Source organism: Halomonas sp. GXIMD04776 (assembly GCF_049808615.1).
Taxonomy (GTDB): Bacteria; Pseudomonadota; Gammaproteobacteria; order Pseudomonadales; family Halomonadaceae; genus Modicisalibacter.
On record NZ_JBNCAN010000009.1, the window covers coordinates 87398 to 111134 of the forward strand.

Below are 23737 nucleotides of genomic sequence, written 5' to 3' on the forward strand. Positions count from 1 at the left end.
GATAGCCTCGTTCTTTTTCGATAGATGAAAACGATCACGGCCAGGTCGTCAGACCTGGCCGTGATCGGTGGCGTCTTGTGCCATTGAACGCTAGAACTCTTCCCACTCATCAGCCGTTGCCTTTTGAGAGGACGGCGATTGCTTGATGGTCTTGGGAGAAGCCTTCGATGAAGAGAGAGTCTTGCCCGGCGTTGTCGCTTTGGAGGCGGAGGGTAGGCTTGCGCTCATATCGTTGCCCAGTCGGAACGAGGCAATCAATTGGTTGAGGCGTTCGGCCTGCTCGCGCATTTCCCCTGCGGCGGCATTGGTCTGTTCGACCATGGCAGCATTCTGCTGCGTCATGGCATCGAGTTCGCCGACCGCCGTATTGACCTGACCGATACCCAGGCTCTGCTCCTTCGCTCCGGCACTGATTTCACCGATCACATCGGTGACCCGGCCGATGCTGTTCACGATTTCCTGCATGGTCTTGCCGGTGCTCTTGACCAGCTCGGCACCGGAATGTGTACGCGCGACGGAGGTGTCGATCAATTCGCGGATATTCTTCGAGGCATCGCCGGAGCGACTGGCCAGGGTGCGCACTTCCTGGGCCACCACGGCGAAACCGCGGCCATGTTCACCGGCGCGGGCCGCCTCGACCGAGGCATTGAGCGCCAGGATGTTGGTCTGAAAGGCGATGCCATCGATCAGGGTGATGATCTCGTTGATCTGCGCCGCGGAGGCACTGATCTCATCCATGGTCTTTTCGACCTGTCCCATGGCCTCTTGGCCTTGACGCGCCACATCCGCCGTCGACTGGACGAGCTGGTTGGCCTGCTGGGCCGACTCCGCTGTGTTGTTCACCGTGGCGGTGATCTCTTCCATGGAAGCGGAGGTTTCCTGAAGATTGGAAGCCGCCTGTTCGCTGCGTGAAGACAGATCCTGGCTGCTCTTGGCAATCTCATCTGCGGCGTGATGCACACCATGGGTACTGGCGCGCACGGATTGCAGGGTCTGATCGACACGCGTGACGAAGGCATTGAATTGGCCCGCCAGCTCACCGATCTCGTCCTTGCGCTTGGAGTCGATGCGAGCGGTCAGGTCGCCATCACCTTCGGCAATTTCCTTGATGCGATGAGTGATCTGACGAATCGCGCGGGACATCATCAGCGGGCCGCCTAGCGCAATGGCCACGGCAGCTATGAACACCAGCAGGGTGAAGATAATGACGGAATACTGCTGCGTTTTGATCTTCTTGAGCGTGGCGGCCTCGAGCTCGTCGACCTTCGCAGCGGCCGCTTCACCACCGGCGTCATAAACGTCACGCAGGGTGTCGAACGCCTTGCTCGCCGGTCCTTCGAGCTGGGCCTTTGCCTCGCCCAATCGATTGCTGTCGTGCAAGGAGAACACAAGATCAGCCTGCTGGGACCAATTCTGGTAGAGCGTTTCGAAAGCGCTCAGCTTGGCGACGATGTCAGGATATCCCGCCAGCAAGCGAGCAAAGTTCTGCATGCGCTCATAGGCTTGCTCGGCGTTGTCGCGATAATCGGCAAGTTGCGTCTGGGCTTTCTCCGTACCCGGCTCTTCGCTCAGGTATTCCAGGGTGGCGACATGGGCCTGATACAGATCGCGGTCGGCATTGAGTACTGCTGAAGTGGCCTTGTTGAAGGTGCCGCTGAATTCCGTCATGCGCTCCTTGACGGAACCGACCAGGAAGAAGTCGATCGTTACCACTGCCATCAGTGAGAGTGCCACGCCGATGAAGGCGATGGCGTATTTCACGCTTATCTTGTTCATATTTTTAATCATTTTCTTGGTATCCCAGCGTCGATACAAAGGGGTGGTGGAGGTGATTACACTCTTTACATAGTCTTTATATCGGCAGGCCGGGCCTTGGCTGAAGAGCTCTCCCGGCGAGAAAACGAACTTTCAACCCTTGTGCCCATGTCCGTTCGCGGCGTGCTTTATGATACCTTGTCGCCATTTCGTCGCGCCGATGTTGGTTGCTTCTGCGTGACAAGATTCGGACAGACGCCAAGGATCCCATGGACGTACAGACCCAGATTACCCAGCGCCTCGCCACGGAACTCGCTGTTCGCCCCCAGCAGGTGGCCGCCGCCGTGGAACTGCTAGATGGCGGTGCTACCGTGCCTTTCATCTCTCGTTATCGTAAGGAGGTCACCGGCGGCCTCGACGATGGTCAACTGCGTTCTCTGGAAGAGCGGTTGCGCTATCTGCGTGAACTTGAGGAGCGCCGTGAGGCGGTGCTGGCCAGCATCGATGAACAGGGTAAGTTGACCGATGAGTTGACTGCGCAGATTCGCGAGGCGGATACCAAGCAGCGCCTGGAAGACCTTTACCTGCCCTACAAGAAAAAGCGTCGTACCAAGGCGCAGATCGCCCGCGAGGCCGGTTTGGAACCGCTGGCCGAAGCATTGCTAAGCGATCCGAGCCTCGATCCTCAAGTGACCGCGGCGGACTACGTGGACGCGGACAAGGGTGTGGAGGACGCCAAGGCGGCATTGGATGGCGCCAAGCAGATCCTCATGGAGCGCTTCGCCGAGGATGCGGAGCTGGTGGGTCGCCTGCGGGATCGATTGTGGCAGGAGGGCGAGCTCTGTGCCCGGGTAATCGAGGGCAAGCAGCAGGAAGGGGCCAAGTTCTCGGATTATTTCGAGCATGACGAGCGCCTGGCCAAGGTGCCTTCGCATCGTGCCCTGGCGATGTTCCGTGGACGCAACGAGGGGGTGCTGGGGCTTGCACTCAAGCTTCCGGGGGAAGACGAAGCAGCGATTCATCCTGCCGAGGTCGTCATCGCCCGGCATTTCGACATCGATCTTTCAGGCAAGGACCAAGGCCGGCCGGCGGATCGCTGGCTGCGCGAGGTGGTGCGCTGGACCTGGCGGGTCAAGCTCTATACCCATCTCGAGACCGAGCTGTTCGGGCGACTGCGCGAGCGCGCCGAGCATGAGGCCATCGATGTGTTTGCCGCCAACCTCAAGGATTTACTGCTGGCCGCTCCGGCCGGCCCCAAGGCGACCCTGGCCCTCGACCCCGGGCTGCGCACCGGCTGCAAGGTCGCGGTGGTGGATTCAACCGGCCAGTTTCTCGATCACGACGTCATTTATCCCCATGCGCCGCAGAAACGCTGGGATGACGCCCTGGCAACCCTGGCCCGGCTGGTCGAGAAGCATGACGTCACGCTGATCGCCATCGGTAACGGCACCGCCAGCCGTGAAACCGACAAGCTGGCCGGCGAGCTGGTCAAGCGTTTCGCCGCAGCCAGTCCGCCACGCAGGTTGGCCAAGGTCATGGTCAGCGAGGCCGGTGCCTCGGTCTATTCCGCCTCCGAGATCGCTGCCCGGGAATTCCCCGAACTCGATGTGACCATTCGCGGTGCGGTCTCCATCGCCCGCCGTCTGCAGGACCCGCTGGCGGAACTGGTCAAGATCGAGCCCAAGTCGATCGGCGTCGGGCAATACCAGCATGATGTCTCCCAGGTGCAGCTCTCGCGGAGCCTGGAGACGGTGATCGAGGACTGCGTCAACGCCGTCGGCGTCGACCTCAATACTGCCTCGAGCGCGCTGCTTGCGAGAGTGTCGGGACTCAATCCCGGCCTGGCGGATAATATCGTGCTGCGGCGCAATGCCGAAGGACCGTTTCGCAACCGCCGCGAGTTGCTCGAGGTCGGGCGCCTGGGGCCGCGCACGTACGAGCAGTGCGCCGGTTTCCTGCGCATCATGAACGGCGACAATCCCCTGGACGCCAGTGCCGTGCACCCGGAGGCCTATCCGCTGGTATCCCGCATCGCCGAGCGCGGCGGGCGTGAACTGGCCAGCCTGATCGGGGATGGTGCCTATCTCAAGCGTCTGAAACCCGCTGACTATACCGATGATAAGTTCGGGGTGCCGACGGTGACCGACATCCTCAAGGAGCTCGACAAGCCCGGACGCGACCCACGCCCGGAGTTTCGTGCCGCTGAGTTCCGGGAGGGGGTGGAGCAGATCAAGGACCTCGAGCGCGGCATGATTCTCGAGGGGACCGTAACCAACGTTACCCACTTTGGCGCCTTCGTCGATATTGGCGTACACCAGGATGGTCTGGTGCATATCTCGGCACTTTCTGACACCTTCGTCGAGGATCCGCGTCAGGTGGTCAAGGCCGGTGATATCGTCAAGGTCAAGGTCATGGCAGTGGATGTCGAGCGCAAACGTATCGGTCTCTCCATGCGCATGCACGATCAGCCCGGCGATGCTTCTGACGAGGGCAGGCCTTCTAGAAGCCAGCGTCGTGGCAATGAGGCAGGCAAGCCGCGAGGGCAATCGGCACAGCGGGGAAACCAAGAGCGCAGCGGCGTGTCTCAAGGCGGACAGATGGGCGCCCTGGGTGAGGCATTGCTCAAGGCGAGAAAGCGGAAATGATGTCGTTAGGGTTGAAAGGATCGCGTCTGCCATCATAATCGCAGGTTGATAGTGCCGGACCGTGAATCGGCGCATTGCCTTCAAAAAGGGGTATTCATCTTGTCCGAGCAACTAGACAACGCTATCGCAGGGCTAACAGGAGTGGCTCGCCAGGGGCGCATGGGACGTCTGCGCCGCGGCGTCGAAAAGGAAGGGTTGCGAACCGACCGACAAGGGAATATCGCCCAGACGCCCCATCCGTATGCGCTGGGGTCGAAGCTGGCGCATCCTTACATCACCACCGATTATTCCGAGTCGCTGCTGGAGTACGTCACGCCGGTACATTGCCGGCCCGGTGACACGCTGGCGTTTCTCGCCGATCTGCATCGCTTCAGTTATCGTCGTCTGGGGGATGAACTGATCTGGCCGGCCAGTATGCCGTGCCGCTTGCAGGGCAACGACAGCGTGCCGATTGCCGATTATGGCAGCTCCAACTCCGGCACGATGAAGCATATCTATCGGCGTGGATTGGATGCCCGCTACGGGCGCATCATGCAGTCGATCGCCGGCATTCACTACAACGTGTCGTTACCCGAGCAGCTCTGGCCCGTGCTTCAGGAGTTGGAGGGCGCTCAAGACAAGCCCCTCAAGGCCTATCAATCCGGACGCTACTTCGACCTGATTCGGCACTTCCGGCGCAATAGCTGGTTGTTGTTGTATCTGTTCGGCGCCTCACCGGCGCTGGATAGAAGTTTTCTCACCGGGGCGGTACCGGACAAGCTGCGTGCCCATGCTCGCGAGACGCTGGTCGCGCCTTATGCCACCAGCCTGCGCATGTCCGATATGGGCTATCAGAACAAGGTCCAGGCGCAGCTCAAGATCTGTTTCAATTCCTTGTCCAACTACGTGGGCACGCTGCGTAATGCCATTGCCACGCCCTGGCCGGCCTACGAGCGCATCGGGGTGGACGAGAACGGTGACTGGCGGCAGCTCAACGCCAATATTCTGCAGATCGAGAACGAGTATTACAGCGACATTCGTCCCAAGCGAGTCACGGGACAGGGCGAAACACCGACTCAGGCCCTCGAAGCGCGAGGGGTGGAGTATATCGAGGTCCGCTGTCTTGATCTCAATCCTTTTCTGGCGCTGGGTATCGACGAAACCCAGATGCGCTTTCTGGATACCTTTCTGATGTGGTGCCTGCTCTCCGAAGCGCCCTGGATATCCGATGAGGAGTGCGATCATCTCGACGACAATAGGGGGCTGGTCTCGGGGCGTGGTCGCGATCCCTCGCTGCGTCTGTCGATCGACGGGCAGGAACGTCGGCTCGCCGAGCGTGGCGAGGCCATTTTTGCAGAGCTTTACAAGGTGGCCGAGCTGCTCGATATCGGCGAAAAAGAGCCTTACCATCGAGAAGCGATCAAGGCGCTGGAACCCCGGTTGAATCATCCCGAACTGACGCCCTCCGGCCGATTGCTTGCCGTTCTCGAGGAGAGTGGCGACGAGTTCGTGGATCACATCGCCGGGCTTGCGCGGGCCCAGGCAGCTCAGCTGCGCGAGGAGCCCATGGATCGTGCTCACGATGCCTTGTTTACTCAACTCACCGAGACGTCGCATCAGCAGCAGCGCGAGATCGAGGAAGCGGACACCGAGCCCTTCGACGATTTCATTGCCGCTTATTTTGCACGGGCGCGGGAGTCCGTCACGTCATCCATCCTCGATGATTCCACGGTCAGTGGCGAATAGTGTGGTCAATAACGTATGCATCTTGATTTGAACATTCGGCAATGGAGCCTGGTGGGCCTGGCATTCTGCGCCCTGATGATGGGCGTCGCCCTGGCCTTGCAGTACGTGGCCGGACTGACGCCCTGTCCGCTCTGTATCCTGCAGCGCATTGCCGTGCTTGCCGCGGCCCTGGTGTTTCTGGTGGCAGCCATCCATGGCCCGCAGGGCAAGGGAGGCCTCGTCTATGGTGTGATGGGTCTCGCGGCTGCCGGAGCAGGCGCTGCAGTGGCGGGGCGTCACGTCTGGTTGCAGTCATTGCCCCCCAGTGAGGTACCAAGCTGTGGCCCCGGGCTCGATTATATGATGGAAGTACTGCCATTATGGGATGTGCTGTCTCGCGTTCTTTCGGGCTCCGGTGAGTGCGCAGAAATCGATGGGCTTTGGTGGGGCTTGACCCTGCCTCAATGGACACTGCTGGGGTTTGTTGGCCTGGCACTCATTCCACTGGCCATGGTGATCAAAAGCCTGCGTGGATCGCACCGAGGTCAGGGGTCGCATACGCCTGCGTGAGTTGTTCAGGGTTGGATGAACGCTGCTTAATGGACGTTAGATTAGCGAACAGTGCTTTCTAATGCCCGCCTTAATGCAATTGAAACAAGACGTTGTCATCTTTTTCCATGGATAGGATTGACACCCGTGGCGCTTGGGGTGACGCTTAAGGTCCGCAGGCGACAGGCTGATCAAGGAGGGGCTGCCCATGCTGGAAAACTGCAGAACCGCGCAGGAACGCTGGGGAGGCGTGCACCAGATGATCGATCGCTGGTTCGAGGCGCGCCGGGAAATGCTGGTCGCGTTCATGGATCTGAAGGAGGCGTGCGATAGCGACCCCGAGGCCGTGGCCAAGGCGCGTATCGATCATTTCAGCGAAGCGCTGATGGATTACATCAGTGCCGGACACTTCGAAATCTACCCACAGCTGCGTCAGGAAGCCGAGCACTTCAACGATCAAGAGGCATTGACTGTGGCGGACAAACTGCTTGAGCGCCTCGAAATGTCCACGCAGTTGGTATTGGAATTCGATCAGGATTACTCGACGCCGACGCGTTGTCAGCACTATTTGTCTCGCTTGCCGGCCTGGCTTGATCGTCTGGGTCGGGGATTGACCGAACGTTTTGCCTTGGAAGATCAACTGATCGGTCGGCTGCATGCCTCGCATTCACCGCCACCAGAGTCGCAGGCAGCTTCTCGCGCCACGCTGTAAATACTCTATTCGATATTCATGCCCCGCCAGGCTATGGCGGAGCATATTGTCGTCCAGCGACTGTGTTGGGAGATCGCTTTAGCGATCGATTGACGCTGTTGCACTGAGTCTAGGCAGCGTCAGGTCTAGGTAGTGTCAGCCGTTGCGCACGGATCTGAAACGCCGCGCGACGCGCTCACTGACATGAGCGCCCAGCAATAACATGCAAGGGGTCAACAGCAGAGTCAGACCGGTGGCGAAGCCCAATCCCCCGGCGATGGCGCTGGAGAGCTGCGTCCACCACTGGGTCGAAGGCGCACCCCAGCCCAGGCTCGGCGCCAGCAGATCGACGTTGACCCCCAGGACCATCGGCATCAGCCCGAGGATGGTGGTGATCGCCGTGAGCAGCACCGGACGCAGGCGATGGCTGCCGGCTTCGAGGGCGGCGGCGTAGGCGGACAAACCTTCGCCACGCAGTTGGTTGTAGGTGTCGATCAGCACGATGTTGTTGTTCACCACGATACCTGCCAACGCGATGATGCCCATCCCCACCATGACGATGCCGAAGGGTTGCCCGTTGAGCAGCAGGCCAAGCAGCACGCCGCCGGTCGAGAAGACAATTGCCGATAACACCAGGAAAGCCTGATAAAGGCTGTTGAACTGGGTCACCATGATGATCATCATCAGGAAGAGGGCAACGCCAAACGCAATACTCAGGAATTGGCTGGTCTCTGCCTGATCCTCTTGTTCACCGGCAAAGCCGACGCGTACGCCCTCGGGCAAGTTCTCCAGCGTATCGCTCAAGGCCTTCAGGCGCTCATCGACCTGGCGTCCGGGATCGACGTCCGCCTCGAGGGTAATCGCGCGTTGCCCATCGACTCGGTGAAGGGTGCCTACCTTGGGCGCTGGCTCCAGACGCACGAAGTGACTGATCGGTACCTGACCGCGAGCGGTGTTGATGGTCAGGCGTTCGAGCTGATCGAGGCTGCGCTGGGCACCGGGCAGGCGCACGCGAATGTCCACTTCGTCGTTGGCATCCTGGGGTCGGTAGGTGGCGAGCTGCAGGCCGGTGGTCACCAGTTGCACGGCGCTGCCAATGGTCGAGACGTCCGCATCGAAACGGGCCGCTGCCTCACGGTCGACCTGCAAGCGCCACTCCACGCCGGGCAGACTGCGGTTATCCTCGACGGCGCGAAAGCCCCCCAAGCGCTGCATGGCGCTGCGCAACTGCTCCACGGCGCGTTCGGCCTGAGCGGGATCGTTGGCGCTCAGTTCGATCTGGATCGGTTTGCCGCTGGTCGGTCCTTGTTCCTGTTCCCGGGTTTCCAGACGAATACCCGGAATGTCTCGAGTGCGCTCGAGCATGTCAGCGAGAATCTTGGTGGCAGGCCGGCGTTCAGACCAGTCGATGAGCTGGAAGGAGAGCTGACCGATGACGTCTTCTCCTATCTCGCGATCCGGCGTGGCATAGGAACGGGCGTAGAGCGATTTCACCTCGCTCATGCCCTGCAAGCGCGCCTCTACGCGCCGTACCACGGCATCCTTCTCCTCGACCGAGAGATCGCCCCGGGCATGTATCAGCAATTGAGCACTATCGGGTTCCACGGAGGGAAAGAATTCCACCCCATGATTGAATCGAGCATAGCCGGCATAGAGCAAGGCCATCACAATCAAGGCCCCGATCAGCGTCCAGGCGGGATGATTCAACAGACGCGTCAGGGTTCGCCGATACAGACGCCCGCCTTTGCTGACCCGCTGATCATCAAGATGCTGGCCGGAGCTGAACAGATTGCCCAGGGTGGGCATGAAGATCAGAGCCATGGCCAAAGAGGCGAGCAGGCACAGGATGACCGTTGCCGGCAGGTATTTCATGAATTCGCCCACCACGCCGGGCCAGAACAGCAGCGGCAGAAAGACGGCCAGGGTCGTCGCGGTGGAGGTGATGACCGGCCAGGCCATACGGCTGGCGGCGCCGGCCCAGGCGTCGTGCGATGAATGCCCCTCGGCGAAGTAGCGGTCCGCCTGTTCGCCCACCACGATGGCGCCGTCCACCAGCATGCCGGCGACTAGAATGAGCGCGAACAGGACGACGATGTTGAGGGTGTAGCCCACCGCCCAGATCAGCAGAATACCGGTGAGAAAGGCGCCGGGAATGGTCATGCCGATCAATAGTGCTGCGCGAGGACCCATGGTGGCGAGAATCACGATCAGGACCAGGACGACGGCGGCGAGCACGTTGTTCAGAAGCTCGCTGAGCATGTCCTCGACGTCCGTCGATTGGTCCATGATGACGTTCACTTTGAGCGCCTCGGGCAGGAGTGGCTTGGCCTCTTCGAGCAGCGCCTTGATGCTGTCGATGGTGGCGATGATGTTGGCGCCGGTGCGCTTGGAAATTTCCAGTACCACCGCCGGTTGGTCATTGATACGGGCATAGCCGTCCGGATCCTTGAAGGTGCGCTGGATGCGTGCCACCTCGCCGAAGGTGATCACCCGATCGCCATCGACCTTGACCGGTGTGTTCATGACGTCCTGGACATTCTCGATGACGCCGGGCACCTTGATCGACATGCGCCCCGCACCGTTGTCCAGGCTGCCGGCGGCGACCAGTCGGTTATTGTTCGACACCAGGTTGAACAGGGTGTCGAAATCGACGCCGTAGCTGTCGAGCACCAAGGGGTCGACCACGATCTCCATGAGATCCTCGCGCTCCCCGGCGATATCGACCTCGAGTACGCTGGGAATACCTTCGATTCTCTCCTTCAGCTCCCGGGCTACCGCCATCAGTTCGCTGGGGGATAGTGGTCCGGAGAGCCCCACGGACATGACTGGGAAGAGGCTGACGTTGACTTCGAGAACGCGGGGTTCCTCTGCTTCGTCGGGTAATGAGCTGCGTGCGATGTCGACTTTTTCGCGCACGTCCGCCAGGGCGCGTCGGGAATCGAAGCCGGCATCGAACTCGAGTGTGATCGAGGCAATGCCCTCGCTGGATTGCGACGTCATCTTGTTGACGCCCTCGATGGTGCGAAGCTCCTGCTCCATGGGGCGCACCAGCAAGCGCTCGCCATCCTCGGGGCTGACGCCTTCGAGCATCAGCGAGACGTAGATCATCGGAATGGCGACGTCGGGATTGGACTCCTTCGGGATAGCCTGATAGGCCATCAGCCCCGCCAGGACCAGAAACAGCAGCAGCAGCAAGGTCGTACGGCTGCGGTTCAGCGCGGCATGAATCAGAGTGCGCATGTCAGGACTCTTGCTCGCTGTCGATGGACACCGGCTCGACCCGTTCACCCGTGTCGACATAGCCACCCCCCAGGGTGACCAGACGCACCGTCTCGGGAAGCCCGGTGACCCAGGTCTGGGTGGCATCGGCGGTGAGTAGCGTCACCGACGAGAAGCGTACCGTATCGTTGTCGTCGACATACTTGACGCCAAGGTGCCCCTGCTCGTCGAGAATCAACAGTGCCGGTGACAGGGCATGGGCCTGACGAGCGGGAAGGGCGATTTCAAGGGTGGCACTGGCGCCGGCGATGCGCAGACGCTCGGGATTGGCAAGATTTGCTTCGAGGGCGTAGCTGCGGGTTGCATTATCGGCGCTGCTGGCGACATAGCTAAGCTCCCCCTCGAGTTGATCGCCACTCAGCAGGGTAGCAGTGACCGGCAGACCGGGATGAAGTCCCGGAGCACGTCGCTGGGGTGCTCGAGCGGTGGCGAGCAGACGCTCGATCTCGACCAGCTTGCCGAGATCCTCCCCGGGTTGAACGAAGTCACCCAGTTCGACATCCAGACGATCGAGCACTCCCGCGAAAGGGGCCTTGAATCGGGCGTCGGCCTTGAGTTGGCGCAGTCGGGCAAGCTCCGCGCGAGCTTCTGCCACATCGCGTTCCAGGCGCAGCACCTCGTTGTCGGAAATCAGGTTCTTGCCCTCCAGGCGACGCCCTCCCTTCCGCTCCGAAAGCGCCAGTTTCAATGCCGCCTCGGCCTGAGCCAGCTGTTCGGGTAAATCCTCCTCATCGAGTTGCAACAGAATGTCGTCCTTCTCGACCCGATCGCCCTGGGAATGTGGCAGCGCGGCCACGGTGCCGGTGCGACGAGGGCGCAGGATGACATCGCGCTTGGGCTCGAGCTGGCCCTGCAGGGTCAGTGTCGGTGTGTGACGCCGTGCGTGGGACGTTCTTACCTCGACCCGGGTCAAGGTGGATTGCTTCGGCCCGCTGTCGGCGGGTGGCTCGGCACGAAAGCGCTGCATGTCGCCGAGCGCCAGCCAGATCAGCAGAGCAATACCTAAAATCAAGGCGAGGGGGGCAGACAATGAAGCAAATCGAAGACGCATCAGGCCATCCGGTGATAGGCAGGGAACACCGCGATCATCAAGATATCGTCAGGATATCGTCAAGATAGGTGAGTTGCCTTTGAGCAAAGAAATCGAAACAGGTTCCACGGGGCGATGATTAGCTTATCAAATAAAAAAGGCTTATACCGGCTGCTTTATCAACGTAGGCTAATAATGCGCCAGTCACGCTGCATCGCGACCTCGCGCAGGATGTCGTCCGGATCGACGGCGACGGGATTATCGATTTTCTCGAGCAGTGGCAGATCGTTATGCGAATCGCTGTAGAACCAGGCATCGTCGAGGGTAACGCTTTGGTCTTTCAACCACTCCTCCAGGCGCAGAACCTTGCCGTGCTGGAAGCTCGGGGTGCCGCTGACCCGACCGGTATAGCAGTCATCGATGATTTCCGGTTCGACGGCGATCAAGGCCTCCACTCCCAGCCGTTCGGCAATCGGTGCGGTGATGAAGCGGTTGGTGGCGGTGATGATCAACAAGGTGTCTCCCTGAGCACGATGCTCCGCCAGTAACTCTTCCCCTTTGACGAGAATGTTGGGTTCGATCTTGCTGATCATGAATTGCTGATGCCAGGCGGCCAGTTGCTCCGGCGTGTTCTTTACCAGCGGCTCGAGGGCCACCGCCAGATAGTCGTGAATGTTCAGGGTGCCGTCCTGGTATTGCTGATAAAAGCGTTCGTTCGCCTCGCGATAGTGCTCGGGATCGACGGCGCCCTGTTCGACCAGGAACTCTCCCCAGGCATGATCGCTGTCGATGGCAAGCAGTGTGTTGTCCAGATCGAAGATGGCCAGACTCACGGAGGCGCTCCTTGGATAAACGTGGATGATGCAAAAATGTAAGCGATTATTACAGAACTGACGACGCATTCACACCACGGTATCCACATGTGTGTTGATGCACTTTCGAGCTTTGTGGAAGAATGGTCTTAATTATGGATGTATAAGGTGAAGCCCGTGATCGACGCCGACGGCTTTCGCCCGAATGTTGGCATTATCATTGTCAACCGTGAGGGCCAGCTGCTTTGGGCGCGTCGGGTGGGACAGAACGCGTGGCAATTTCCTCAGGGAGGCATAAAGTCCGACGAGACTCCACAACAGGCGCTCTACCGGGAGCTCGAAGAAGAGATCGGTTTGACGCCCACCGATGTCGAGGTGTTGGCCTGTACCCGAGGATGGCTACGTTACCGTCTGCCCCGACGCATGGTACGCACACAATCGAGGCCGATATGCATTGGCCAGAAACAGAAGTGGTTTCTGCTTCGCATTCGCTGTCAGGACAGCAGAATATGCATGGACGCCACTCCCAAGCCGGAATTTGATGGCTGGCGCTGGGTAAGTTATTGGTACCCGCTGGGACAGGTGGTGCCATTCAAGCGTGAAGTCTATCGGCGCGCTCTGCGGGAACTGGCGCCGAGAGTGCAACACCTGGCACGACAGGGCGATGGCCTGTCGCTACCCCCTTAGGGGCAGCGTTGAGGCTCCTTTACCCACTGCAAGCTCATTATCATTAAAAGAAGAATGCCCATGCTCGATGTCCTACGTCGCATCGTCCAGGAGGTCAACGGAGCTCGTAGCCTCGAGGCTGCGTTGGCTACCGTGGTGCGGCGTGTACGCAAGGCAATGCGCACCGATGTCTGCTCCATCTATCTATACGACCCTGTGCGGGAGCGGTTGGTGCTCAAGGACACCATCGGTCTGCGTACCCAGGCGATCGGGTTGGTGGCATTGCGTCTGGGCGAGGGGCTGGTAGGACTTGTCGGTCAGCGCGAGGAAACTCTCAACCTCGAAGATGCCCCGGCCCACCCTTATTTCCGCTACTTCAAGGAGACCGGTGAAGAGCGTTTTTCCAGTTTTCTGGGTGTGCCGATCATTCACCAGCGGCGCATGCTCGGTGTGCTGGTCGTGCAACAGAAGGGCAAGCGTCGCTACGACGAAGGCGATGAAGCGTTCTTGATCACCATGGCGGCGCAGCTTGCCGGTGTGCTCGCTCATGCCATCGCCACCGGAACGCTCAACCAACCCACGCGTGCCGATGGCATGGCCATGTTCAAGGGGGTTGCCGCTTCGCCGGGCATGGTCATCGGCGAGGCGCTGGTCATCGCGCCCTTGGCCGATCTGGATAACGTGCCGGATTTGCTCCCCACGGATACCGAGGGTGAGATCCGGCGCTTGCGAGAGGCGATCGACCGGGTGCGCGGTGAGATGCGTCGTACCGGTGAGCGTCTGGCCAACCGGATATCCGCGCAGGAACTCGCGCTTTTCGATGCCTACGAGCAGATGCTGGCGGATACCGCGCTGGGGCAGGAGGTAGAGAAGCGCATCCTGGAGGGGCAGTGGGCCCCCGGCGCATTGGCGGATGTCGTGCGCCGCCATGTCCATTACCTGGAGCGAGTGGACGACGACTATCTGCGGGAACGATCCGCGGACATTCGCGATCTGGGCCGACGAGTGCTGACCTATTTGCAGGAGGAGAGTCCGCGCACCATCGACACCATCCCGCAGCGGTGCATTCTCGTGGCCGAGCAGATCGATGTGGCGATGCTCGGTGAGCTACCCCGGGAGAGGCTCGTGGGTCTGGTATCGATCAGCGGTTCGAGTACTTCTCATGTCGCGATCCTGGCCCGTGCGATGGGCATTCCGACCATATTGGGCATGGTCGACCTCCCCTTGCAACGGCTCAACGATGCACCGGTGATCCTCGATGGGCATCGTGGTCGCTTGTTCGTCCGTCCGGATAACGAGCTGGTGAGTCAGTATCAAGAACAGATTGCCGAGGAACAGGCACTGGCCGAGGTGCTCGAACATGAGCAGCATCTACCCAGCGAGACTCCGGATCGCCATGCCATGGCCCTGATGGTCAATACCGGCCTGGCAGTCGATGCGGTCGCACAGCTCAAGCCGCGCATTGCTGGAGTGGGGCTTTACCGTACCGAGGTGCCCTTCATGATCACCGAACGCTTTCCCAGCGAGCAGGAGCAGGAAAGACTGTATCGCGAACAATTGGAAAGCTTTGCTCCATTACCGGTGACCATGCGTACCCTGGATATCGGCGGTGATAAGGATTTGCCCTATTTTCCCATTCAAGAGGCCAACCCCTTTCTCGGCTGGCGCGGCATTCGCGTGACTCTGGATCACCCCGAGGTACTGATGGTGCAGTTGCGCGCCATGCTGCGGGCCTCCGTGGGAAGCGATAATCTGCATATCCTGCTGCCCATGATCACCAATATTGACGAGGTCGATACCGCGCTGCGGCTTCTCAATCGTGCCCTGGTCGAGTTGGGTGAAGAGGGCGTGACGATTACGCGGCCTCGGGTGGGGGTCATGCTGGAGGTGCCGGCGACGCTCTATCAGCTCGATGCCTTGGCGGCTCGGGTCGATTTTTTCTCGGTAGGCAGCAACGATCTGACCCAGTACCTGCTGGCGGTGGATCGCAACAACCCGCGCGTCGCGGAGCTCTATGACGCCTGTCATCCTGCGGTGCTGGCGGCCCTGGCGCGTTTGGCCGATGAAACCGCACAGTTGCAGATGCCCACGACGGTATGTGGCGAATTGGCGGGCGATCCGGGGGGCGCACTGCTCCTGATGGGCATGGGCTTCGAGGTGCTGTCCATGAACGCGCCCAGCCTGCCCAAGGTACGTGCCGCCATTCGCCGCGTCACCCTGACCCAGGCGCGCACGCTGGTCGAGGAGACCTTGCAGTTGCCCACGCCTATAGCGGTTCGGGCGCATCTGACGACGCGCTTCAATGAATGGGGATTGGCACATCTGTTGCCGCCCGAGGATTATCGCAAGTGAACCACTGTCTAAATGGGCAGAAGGGGCATCGCGAGGCGCTCTCGACGCTCATCGAGCAGGCGACCCAGCGGGCCGAAGGAGCGCTCGCCGATGGTCAGATTGCCCTCCGCCTGCCAGCTCACCCAGGTGCTGGCGCGAGTGCCGTATTCCTCACCTACTATGAACGGTGCCGAGAGAAAGCGCTCGAGGTCCAGACTCACGCCGGTATCAGGCAAGCGGGCATCCTCCGCGGGCCGCTCATCTGCCATCAACGACCAGGCCTTGGCGGCAAAGGTGTCATCGTCATCCGCCGCGACATCGGCGATCACGTTGGCAAGACGCTCACGACTGCAAAGTAGCTTTGGCCAGGGCGTGTCGAGGCTGGCATTGGACAGGCCATGTACGCCGGGGGCAACCTCAAGCAGCCTGGTGGCCGAGGGGCCGTGATGCAGGTGCCATAATGTATCGCCGTCGCTTACCAGCAGATTGAAGCCGGCGTAGCGGCGTGCCCTGGTCTGGGTCAACTCCGCAAGCCAACTCTTCAAGGTGGCACATTCCAGGGCTTGGCGGACCAACTCGCCTCGGCTGGGGCCATCGGCGGGCGCTTCGAACGCCGGAGCGCGGACGTTGGTCACGGCCGCCAGGCGGCCACGCCCATGGGCCGCCAGCCAGGTGCCGCCGGCACGTAGATCGCGCCCGCCCAGAATGTCGGGCTTATCCTTCCAGCGCTGAAGTGCGGCGGTCGGGCGGGCGTGAAACTCATCACGATTGGCGGCAAGCCGCAAGGGCGTTTCGCTGCCAGGGCGCCAATCAAATACGATCAGACACATGGAGACTCCATTTATTAAAAAAGCGTTCAGAAAGCACTGAATAAATGCCTGCGCGACTCAATCACTGCGTTACGCGGTACGCGGAATCCTCACATATACCCCATATGCTCCGGTTCCTGTGCTCCGGGCGCCTTGTGCTTGAACCGCTCGTCGATTTATTCAGCGTTTCCTTCGTGGTAGCCAATTAATGAAACCAGTAGACTCGCTTCATTGTTGACGACAGAGGTCACGATGCAAGGCATTGCAGCACGGAAAAATAGCCGGAATGTCCTGCGGCAACGCCTGGCGCGCGCCGCGCTACCCGTGTTGGTGGCAGAAATCTGCTTCTTCTTGATATGCCTGGGGGTTGGGGTGTGGCTATGGCAGGATATCGAACAGCGCGAACGTCAGGAACACCAGCGCAGCCTGCTCCAAACCCAGGTGCTACAGACTCGCCTGATCGATCAACACCTGATCGAGCAACAACGCCATCTTCGTCAATTGGGTCTCGCGGTACGACGAGCACTGCAAACCGAAGTGACGCCAAGCGCCCCGACCGCCATGCAAGCCGATGTGCCTTATCATATGGCGCCCAGCGGCACGATGATGCTGTTCGGTGAAGCGCTTCAGTCAACAGGGGAGCGTTTGAAGACGCTGCTTCCCCAGCTTTATCTGCTCGAACCATCGCTGGATGGACTGTATCAGAGCGATACCTTGATCAAGCGCATCGTCGTCAGTTTGCCACAGGGATTGTCCGCGCTGGTACCGGCCAATGCGGTACCGGCAAACATCGATGAACTGGATTGGCCTTATCCGCCGATCGAAGCAGGCAGCGTCGATGGCAATGCGTCGCCGCTAGGCTGGCATGCCCAGAGGGCGGCCTCGATGAAAGAAATGCGCATCGCCGCGCATTATGACGTCACTGATCTTCAAGGCGAGGCATTGGCTCGGCTGTGGCTGGAACTGGATGTCCAGTATCTGGCTCAGCTTCTACAGGAGTCCCTGGGACCGGGCATTCAGGCCTGGTTGGTCGATGAACAGGACAAGGGACTGCTGAGGGCGGCACCTGTCGACTTGCCCGACGATGCCGGACGACGCGGTATTGTCTCCTTGAAGGATGACGACCTGCCAATAGGTGAAAAGACCCCTGCGCAGCTGATCTGGACGACGTTGCCCACGAACGGCTGGCGCTTGGTCAGTGTGCAGCATTCAAGCCCCACCGCTCATGCCGGAGGGAATGAACTTTTCTGGCTTGCCCTGATCTGGAGCCTGGGTAGTCTGCTGCTGCTCGGTGTGCTCTCCGTGTTGATGAACCGATCATTGAGGCGTTGGGACAACGAATTAAAAGCACCGGTCGAGCGTATTGCGACGCTCAGACAGCGGGTTGCAGGCTGGGCGCCGGCCTGGTCGCCGCCCTTGCCGCCCCCGGAACGGAAGATATCCGAGGCATCCGCGCGTGGGTTGCCGGACGAACTCCCTCAAGAGCTCGATGCTCTGGAGTCCACGCTGGATGCGCTCAAACGCCAGCCTCAACTGGGCGATCTGCTCGAAACACTGGCCATGCCTGCGGCGCTGACCCTTGATGATCTCCTGATGGTCGTCAATCCGGCGTTCGAGAGGCTTGTGGGCCACTCTCAGCGCGAGTTGCAGGGGCTCAATGACTCCCTGTTTCTGATTCCGAATGAGGATGACGACGGCTATGTACGGGTCAAGGGGCGAGATGATACCTGGCGAGTGATGCAGCGCGTCACGAGCGATGACGGGTATGGCTATAGCTTGATCCTACTGATCGACGAGTCCAAGTCCCGACATCAGATGCGCCAGCTCTCCCTGGCGCGTGAGCTGGCGCAACAGGATGCGCAGCTCAAGTCGCATTACCTGGCGCTGCTGCGCCGCGAATTGAAAATATTGTCGGAAGAGCTTGGCAAGAGCGCCGAACCGGATGTCGGTCTACGCGAACATGGCTCGATGATGATGGAGCTGCTCGACAACCTGAATGAGGAAAACGACGCTCTATTCAGACAGGTAACGCCCAAGCCACCTTCATCTCAGCGAGGACGCTCGGCGCGCATATTGATCGTCGATGACGGCCCGGTGAATACCGTGTTGGCTCGGGATGTGCTTTCACGCAAGGGGCTTGTGGTGGACACCGCCGGCGGGGGCGATGAAGCGCTCGCGCTCATGGAGCAGCATTTTTACGATCTTGTATTCATGGATATTTTCATGCCGGCACCGGACGGCGTCGAAACCACCCGACGCTGGCGCGAACGAGAACAGGAACAAGAACGAAAACAGCCAGGGCAAGGAGAGCGGCGCAGCGTGCTGGTCGCACTGACCGCCAACGCCAGCGAGCGCGATCGTGAGCGTTTTTTCGCCGCCGGTATGGATGATTATGTCGCCAAGCCCTATCGACCTCAGGCGCTAATCGATATGATTCGGCGCTGGTTGCCGGACGTCACTATTGCCTGATGCTGAGTTTCATTGATCCTTGGCATTCGTTGTCAGTCGTTTAACTAGCTTGAGAGTTCCATGCTTGAATACCCGCAGATAGATCCCGTTGCCATCGCCCTTGGCCCGCTGAAGATCCATTGGTACGGCCTGATGTACGTGGTCGGTTTCGTGGGGGCCTGGTGGCTGGGGCGCAAACGCGCGCATCGCCTTGGGCTCACCCATGAGGACATCGGCGATATGCTCTTCTACGGCGCGCTCGGCGTGGTGTTGGGCGGGCGTATCGGCTATGCGCTGTTCTACGGCTTCGACCGACTGCTGGACAATCCGCTGTGGCTGTTCCAGATATGGGATGGCGGCATGAGTTTCCACGGTGGCCTGATCGGCGTGCTGATCGCTGCCTGGCTGTTCGCCCGCAAGCATCGGTTGGCCTTCTTCCAACTGACCGACTTCATCGCCCCCTTGGTGCCCATTGGCCTGGGGGCAGGGCGGATCGGTAATTTCCTCAATGCGGAGCTGCCCGGGCGTGTGAGTAGCCTGCCCTGGGCCATGCCGTTCCCCGGGATGGGGCCGGAACCGCGTCATCCATCTTCGCTTTACGAGTTCCTGCTGGAAGGCGTGGTGCTGTTCGCCATTCTCTGGTGGGTGTCGCGTCACCCGCGCCACCGAGGTATGATTTCCGGTCTGTTTCTGGTGTGCTACGGGGTCTTTCGCTTCATCGTGGAATTCGTGCGGCTACCGGACCCGCAATTGGGTTTCATCGCCTTCGGCTGGTTGACCATGGGCATGTTGTTGACGCTACCGATGATCGCCGCCGGCCTGGGCCTGATCGCCTGGTCTCGCCGTCAGCCGGTGGACGGAGCCGCTACTCCTGACGCCACTCAACGCAAGCAAGCCAAACGCTCATGACCATTGCCCCCCAACAACCCTATTTAGAGCAGCCCGCCCTCGAACAGCCGTATCTGGACCTGATGCAGCGCGTGTTCGAGTCCGGGGTCGAAAAGACCGATCGCACCGGGGTCGGAACCAGAAGCCTCTTCGGCCACCAGATGCGCTTCGATCTGAGTCGAGGCTTTCCGCTGGTCACCACCAAGAAATTGCATCTGCGCTCGATCATTCACGAACTGCTGTGGTTCCTGCAGGGGGACACCAACATCGCCTACCTCAAGAAGCATGGGGTGCGCATCTGGGATGAGTGGGCCGACGAGGCGGGGGAGCTGGGGCCGGTCTACGGCTATCAATGGCGCAGCTGGCCGCATCCTGATGGCGGCCATGTGGATCAGATCGCCAATGTCGTGGATCAGATCAAGCGCAATCCGGATTCGCGTCGTCTCATCGTGTCGGCCTGGAATCCCGCGCTGATCGATGACATGGCGCTGCCACCGTGCCACGCCCTGTTCCAGTTCTACGTCGCCGACGGGAGGCTTTCCTGTCAGCTTTATCAGCGCAGCGCGGATATCTTCCTCGGCGTGCCCTTCAATATCGCAAGCTACGCGCTATTGACTCGGATGATCGCCCAGGCCTGCGATCTGGCGCCGGGGGAGTTCATTCATACCCTGGGCGATGCCCATCTATATGTGAATCATCTCGAACAGGCCGAATTGCAGCTGTCGCGCACTCCGCGGGCGGCGCCGCAACTGAGGCTCAACCCAGAGATCAAGGATCTGTTCGCCTTTCGCTTCGAGGATATCGCCATCGAGGATTATGATCCTCATCCCCATATCAAGGCCGAGGTCGCGGTATGAGTTCGACATCCAGAGAGTCCCGGGTCGAGGTGGTGATGGTCGCTGCACTTACCCGCAACGGGGTGATCGGTATCGACAATCAATTGCCCTGGCACTTGCCGGAGGATCTCAAGTTCTTCAAGCGCACTACCCTGGGCAAGCCGCTGATCATGGGGCGCAAGACCTTCGAGTCCATCGGTCGGCCATTGCCGGGTCGCCTCAACATCGTCGTGACCCGGGATGCCTCCTTTCGCCCCGACGGGGTGCGGGTATGCCACGATCTGGCGAATGCCCTGGCGGTGGCCGAGTGCCAGGCGAGCGAAGACGGCGCCACGGAGATTGCCGTGATCGGCGGCGGCGAGATATTCACCCAGGCCATGCCCCAGGCCACGCGGCTCTATCTCACCGAGATAGATACACATCTTGAGGGCGATACCTACTTCCCCGAACTGGACGACGGTCAATGGCGTGAAGTGTCGCGCCTGCCGGCATCGACCAACGCCGACAATGCTGCCAAGGGCGGCGAGTCGTGCCCGAATTACGCCTTCGTCGTCTATGAACGCCGCTGAATGGGCGGATTTGACATTATGGGTGATCAACGCTGGTATTGATCACATGACTCGAGATCAGGCCAGACACCAGACAAAAGGAGGCCGCCCTTGTTGACGGATCGCGCAGCCGCGCTCTTGGACACCCTGGAACATCAGGCACAGTGGAGCCTGGATGAGATAACCCGTTTGCGTCGCCGCCTTGCGGAGCTCGAAGCGGAAAACGTCCAGTTGCGCGATACCTTGCAGCAACGTGAAACCACCCTTGCCCAGGCGGCGGTGCCGCGCAGCGCCGCCGAGCGGGGTTATCCGTTGCCAAGGCGGTCCATGCCGGAACAAAGAGCGGAAACGAGAGCGTCGCAAGGAGCGGAAACAACAAGAGCGGAATTGGCAGCGAAATCGATAGCACAGAAGCAAGCGCCGCAAAGCGAATCTCAGGCGCCGCTGCCAGAGTCCGCAACGCAAGCCTCCCCAGCCTTTTCCGATGGCGAAACGCCAGTACGCCCAACGGCAACGGCTCTCCCCGATGATCAGCCATCAGCCTCTGGCGATGAGTGGCCGTCGCCTCAAGCGCTACTCGATGAATGGTACCGCCGCTATACCGATACCTTCTTCAAGGGCCATACCCGCCCGCTCAAGGTCGGCGTACACGAGGATCTGATGCAGCGCGAGCCCTGGCCGGACAAGCTGGTGCGTCGAGCCCTGGCATGCTATGTGCATTTGCCGCGCTATCTCAAGGCGGTACGTATCGGCGCCGAACGGGTCGATCTGGAAGGGCAGCCCGCGGGGCTGGTGACCGAAGGCGAGGCGCGTCACGCGCGCAAGCAGCTCGAATCCTTGCAGGCCCAGCAACGCGAGCGCGATGCGGCCAACAAGCGCAATCCGGAAACCCGCAAGAACGCCCGCCTGGATAACAAGCTGAGCGAGCTGCTGGCCAAGCACAGTCGGCACTGACGCCAGCAGTCTGCGAAAAGATCACGACCCAGCCCTGCTGAGCAAGAGTCATCAAGGCCGGGTCGTTTGGTTTTCAAGGCTGCCGCAACCCGCTCTCAACGCGAAGAACGCAAATAGAGCGGCGACAAGGCATCGCTCTTTTGATCTAAGTCATCTTTCTGCACGATACGGGCTTGAAACTTCTTGCCAGCCTGCCATCATGAACACTGTTCGCGCTAAACTCATCCAAGCACATGCCGATGATGAAGTGCGATGGAAAGCCCCGAATGTAGGCTGCTGGCGGCATTCGGATCAGGGGAGATGGCGGCGTATGGGTGAGCCAGGAAGAATTTTAGCAAAAAGATTAAAAACACTGTTTTTTTCTTGTTGCGTTCCTGAAAGACCCAGTATAAGGTTCTCCCTGCGAGCATTGGATAATAACAAGGCTTGACTAAGGCAACCTCTTCGAACACAGCGAGGCGCCTGGCAAGCTGGCTGCATAAGCAGATAACGATCGAACAGTAAGCAAGTTAAGGAACTAATACGATGAAAAAGACGCTCTTAGCAACTGCCATTGCCGGCGCCATCGGTGCCTCCACTGCTGCACAGGCCGCGACTATCTATAATCAGGACGGCACACAGCTCGACCTGTACGGCAATCTGCAGATCGCCTATGCCAGTCAAAATGATGATGAAGGTGAACGTCGGGATGAAATCCTGGATAACGGTTCTACCTTCGGTGTTACCGGTCAGCACGTCATCAACCCGGGCCTGACCGGATACTTCAAGGCGGAGTGGGAATTCAACGCCGATGAAGCCAAGGGAAGCAATCAGGAAGACGGCATTTCCCGCGGCGACCAAGCCTACATGGGCCTAAAGGGTAATTTTGGTGATACCCGCCTGGGTTCCTGGGACCGCCTGATGGACGACTGGATCCAGGATCCGGTGACCAACAACGAATACTTCGATCTCTCCGATGGTCCGATTGCCGGAGATGATGGTGCCAACACCCAGAACTCGGCCAACGATAACGAAGGCGACAAGCTTCAGTACATGTCTCCGTCTTTCGGTGGTCTGCAGTTCGCTGTCGGTACCCAGTACAAGGGTGATGGCGAAGCCGAGAACGTTACCGATTCCGGTAACGCCTCCTTCTTCGGTGGTCTGAAGTATACCGCGGGCGCTTTCTCCGTGGCCGGTGTCTACGACAACCTTGACAACCTCGAGGGTGATGTCACTGGCGATGAATTTCTTGCTCAGTTTGATGAAGATGGCAATGTCATTAATCCAGGCGGCGAATTTGATGCCGGTGAGCAGTACGGTGTGACTTTCCAGTACACCATCGACGCTCTGCGTATGGCGCTCAAGTACGAGCGTTATGAGTCTGGCGACGAAACCTATATTGAATCTGAAAACCGCTATGGTATCGGTGCTCGCTATGGTTACGGCATGGGCGACATCTACGGTGCCTACCAGTATGTCGACGTGGGCGGCTCCGACTTCGGTGATACTGTGGGCGACCTGACCAGCGATGGTGATCTGCCGACCGATACCAACGAAGCTCGCGACAGCGAGTCTCGTAACGAGATCGTACTGGGTGCCACCTACAACATCTCCTCTGCCATGTACACCTTCATCGAAGGTGCCTGGTATGATGACCAGAATGATCGTAAAGACGGCGTAGCAGTGGGTGCGGTCTACGCCTTCTAAGTGACGCAATACCCGATCACAGCTTTGTGATAACGAAGCCGGCCTCAGGGCCGGCTTTTTCGTGGGCGATAGATATGGCATAAGCAAGAAATTCCAGTACCTATCT

At 59.8% G+C, this 23737-nt stretch carries 18 protein-coding genes; 12 read left to right on the forward strand and 6 right to left on the reverse strand.

Translation table 11 applies throughout. The features are described from left to right. Nucleotides 1–90: 90 nt before the first annotated feature. The gene (locus ACPF7Z_RS07960) at nt 91–1776 is read right to left on the reverse strand and encodes a methyl-accepting chemotaxis protein (protein ID WP_425192739.1); all 1686 of its coding nucleotides are present in this window, start codon (nt 1774–1776) and stop codon (nt 91–93) included. 248 nt (nt 1777–2024) lie between these two features. Here ACPF7Z_RS07960 and ACPF7Z_RS07965 point away from each other — a divergent pair, with 248 nt between their 5' ends. From ACPF7Z_RS07965 to rsd, 4 genes are all read left to right on the forward strand, one after another. Beyond that, nucleotides 2025–4400, forward strand: coding sequence for a Tex family protein (locus ACPF7Z_RS07965; protein WP_425192740.1), 2376 nt, complete (start codon nt 2025–2027; stop codon nt 4398–4400). A gap of 159 nt (nt 4401–4559) precedes the next feature. Further along, nucleotides 4560–6125: a glutamate--cysteine ligase gene (gshA, locus tag ACPF7Z_RS07970; RefSeq protein WP_425192787.1), complete on the forward strand. Its 1566-nt coding sequence runs from the start codon at nt 4560–4562 to the stop codon at nt 6123–6125. Between the two features lie 15 nt (nt 6126–6140). Further along, entirely contained in the window at nt 6141–6674 is a 534-nt protein-coding gene (locus tag ACPF7Z_RS07975) for a disulfide bond formation protein B (RefSeq protein ID WP_425192741.1), read from the forward strand. Between the two features lie 187 nt (nt 6675–6861). Beyond that, complete coding sequence (gene rsd, locus ACPF7Z_RS07980; RefSeq protein ID WP_425192742.1) at nt 6862–7365, forward strand: sigma D regulator; 504 nt, start codon at nt 6862–6864, stop codon at nt 7363–7365. Between the two features lie 135 nt (nt 7366–7500). Here the strand turns inward: rsd and ACPF7Z_RS07985 are convergent, their stop codons facing one another. From ACPF7Z_RS07985 to ACPF7Z_RS07995, 3 genes are all read right to left on the reverse strand, one after another. Further along, nucleotides 7501–10584: an efflux RND transporter permease subunit gene (locus ACPF7Z_RS07985; protein ID WP_425192743.1), complete on the reverse strand. Its 3084-nt coding sequence runs from the start codon at nt 10582–10584 to the stop codon at nt 7501–7503. Between the two features lies 1 nt (nt 10585). Then, nucleotides 10586–11674 carry an efflux RND transporter periplasmic adaptor subunit gene (locus ACPF7Z_RS07990; RefSeq protein ID WP_425192744.1) on the reverse strand — a complete coding sequence of 363 codons (1089 nt, stop codon included), beginning with the start codon at nt 11672–11674 and terminating at the stop codon, nt 10586–10588. Between the two features lie 158 nt (nt 11675–11832). Next, nucleotides 11833–12486 carry an HAD family hydrolase gene (locus ACPF7Z_RS07995; RefSeq protein WP_425192745.1) on the reverse strand — a complete coding sequence of 218 codons (654 nt, stop codon included), beginning with the start codon at nt 12484–12486 and terminating at the stop codon, nt 11833–11835. A gap of 156 nt (nt 12487–12642) precedes the next feature. Here ACPF7Z_RS07995 and ACPF7Z_RS08000 point away from each other — a divergent pair, with 156 nt between their 5' ends. Then, nucleotides 12643–13152, forward strand: coding sequence for an RNA pyrophosphohydrolase (locus tag ACPF7Z_RS08000; RefSeq protein ID WP_425192746.1), 510 nt, complete (start codon nt 12643–12645; stop codon nt 13150–13152). Between the two features lie 60 nt (nt 13153–13212). Further along, nucleotides 13213–15483 carry a phosphoenolpyruvate--protein phosphotransferase gene (gene ptsP, locus ACPF7Z_RS08005; protein WP_425192747.1) on the forward strand — a complete coding sequence of 757 codons (2271 nt, stop codon included), beginning with the start codon at nt 13213–13215 and terminating at the stop codon, nt 15481–15483. 8 nt (nt 15484–15491) lie between these two features. Here ptsP and ACPF7Z_RS08010 read toward each other — a convergent pair whose 3' ends face one another. Further along, a complete protein-coding gene (locus ACPF7Z_RS08010) occupies nt 15492–16292 on the reverse strand; it encodes an NRDE family protein (protein ID WP_425192748.1) in 801 nt (266 codons plus the stop codon). A 231-nt stretch (nt 16293–16523) separates the two neighbouring features. On the opposite strand from ACPF7Z_RS08010, the gene ACPF7Z_RS08015 reads away from it, so the two are divergent. The 5 genes from ACPF7Z_RS08015 to ACPF7Z_RS08035 all read left to right on the forward strand — a co-directional run bounded on the left by ACPF7Z_RS08015 (nt 16524) and on the right by ACPF7Z_RS08035 (nt 21945). Next, on the forward strand, nt 16524–18740 hold the full coding sequence (locus tag ACPF7Z_RS08015; protein ID WP_425192749.1) for a response regulator: 2217 nt from the start codon (nt 16524–16526) through the stop codon (nt 18738–18740). Between the two features lie 60 nt (nt 18741–18800). Continuing rightward, entirely contained in the window at nt 18801–19628 is an 828-nt protein-coding gene (lgt, locus tag ACPF7Z_RS08020; RefSeq protein ID WP_425192750.1) for a prolipoprotein diacylglyceryl transferase, read from the forward strand. Further along, nucleotides 19625–20464 (forward strand): thymidylate synthase, encoded by an 840-nt coding sequence (locus ACPF7Z_RS08025; RefSeq protein WP_425192751.1) that lies wholly within the window; start codon nt 19625–19627, stop codon nt 20462–20464. The genes lgt and ACPF7Z_RS08025 overlap by 4 nt, the downstream gene beginning before the upstream one ends. Then, nucleotides 20461–21012 (forward strand): dihydrofolate reductase, encoded by a 552-nt coding sequence (locus ACPF7Z_RS08030; RefSeq protein ID WP_425192752.1) that lies wholly within the window; start codon nt 20461–20463, stop codon nt 21010–21012. The genes ACPF7Z_RS08025 and ACPF7Z_RS08030 overlap by 4 nt, the downstream gene beginning before the upstream one ends. A 90-nt stretch (nt 21013–21102) precedes the next feature. Then, nucleotides 21103–21945 carry a ProQ/FINO family protein gene (locus ACPF7Z_RS08035; RefSeq protein WP_425192753.1) on the forward strand — a complete coding sequence of 281 codons (843 nt, stop codon included), beginning with the start codon at nt 21103–21105 and terminating at the stop codon, nt 21943–21945. A gap of 221 nt (nt 21946–22166) precedes the next feature. Here ACPF7Z_RS08035 and ACPF7Z_RS08040 read toward each other — a convergent pair whose 3' ends face one another. After that, entirely contained in the window at nt 22167–22397 is a 231-nt protein-coding gene (locus tag ACPF7Z_RS08040) for a hypothetical protein (RefSeq protein ID WP_425192754.1), read from the reverse strand. Nucleotides 22398–22470: 73 nt separating this feature from the next. Between ACPF7Z_RS08040 and ACPF7Z_RS08045 the strand changes: the two genes are divergently transcribed. Next, the gene (locus ACPF7Z_RS08045) at nt 22471–23631 is read left to right on the forward strand and encodes a porin (RefSeq protein WP_425192755.1); all 1161 of its coding nucleotides are present in this window, start codon (nt 22471–22473) and stop codon (nt 23629–23631) included. Nucleotides 23632–23737: the final 106 nt, after the last annotated feature.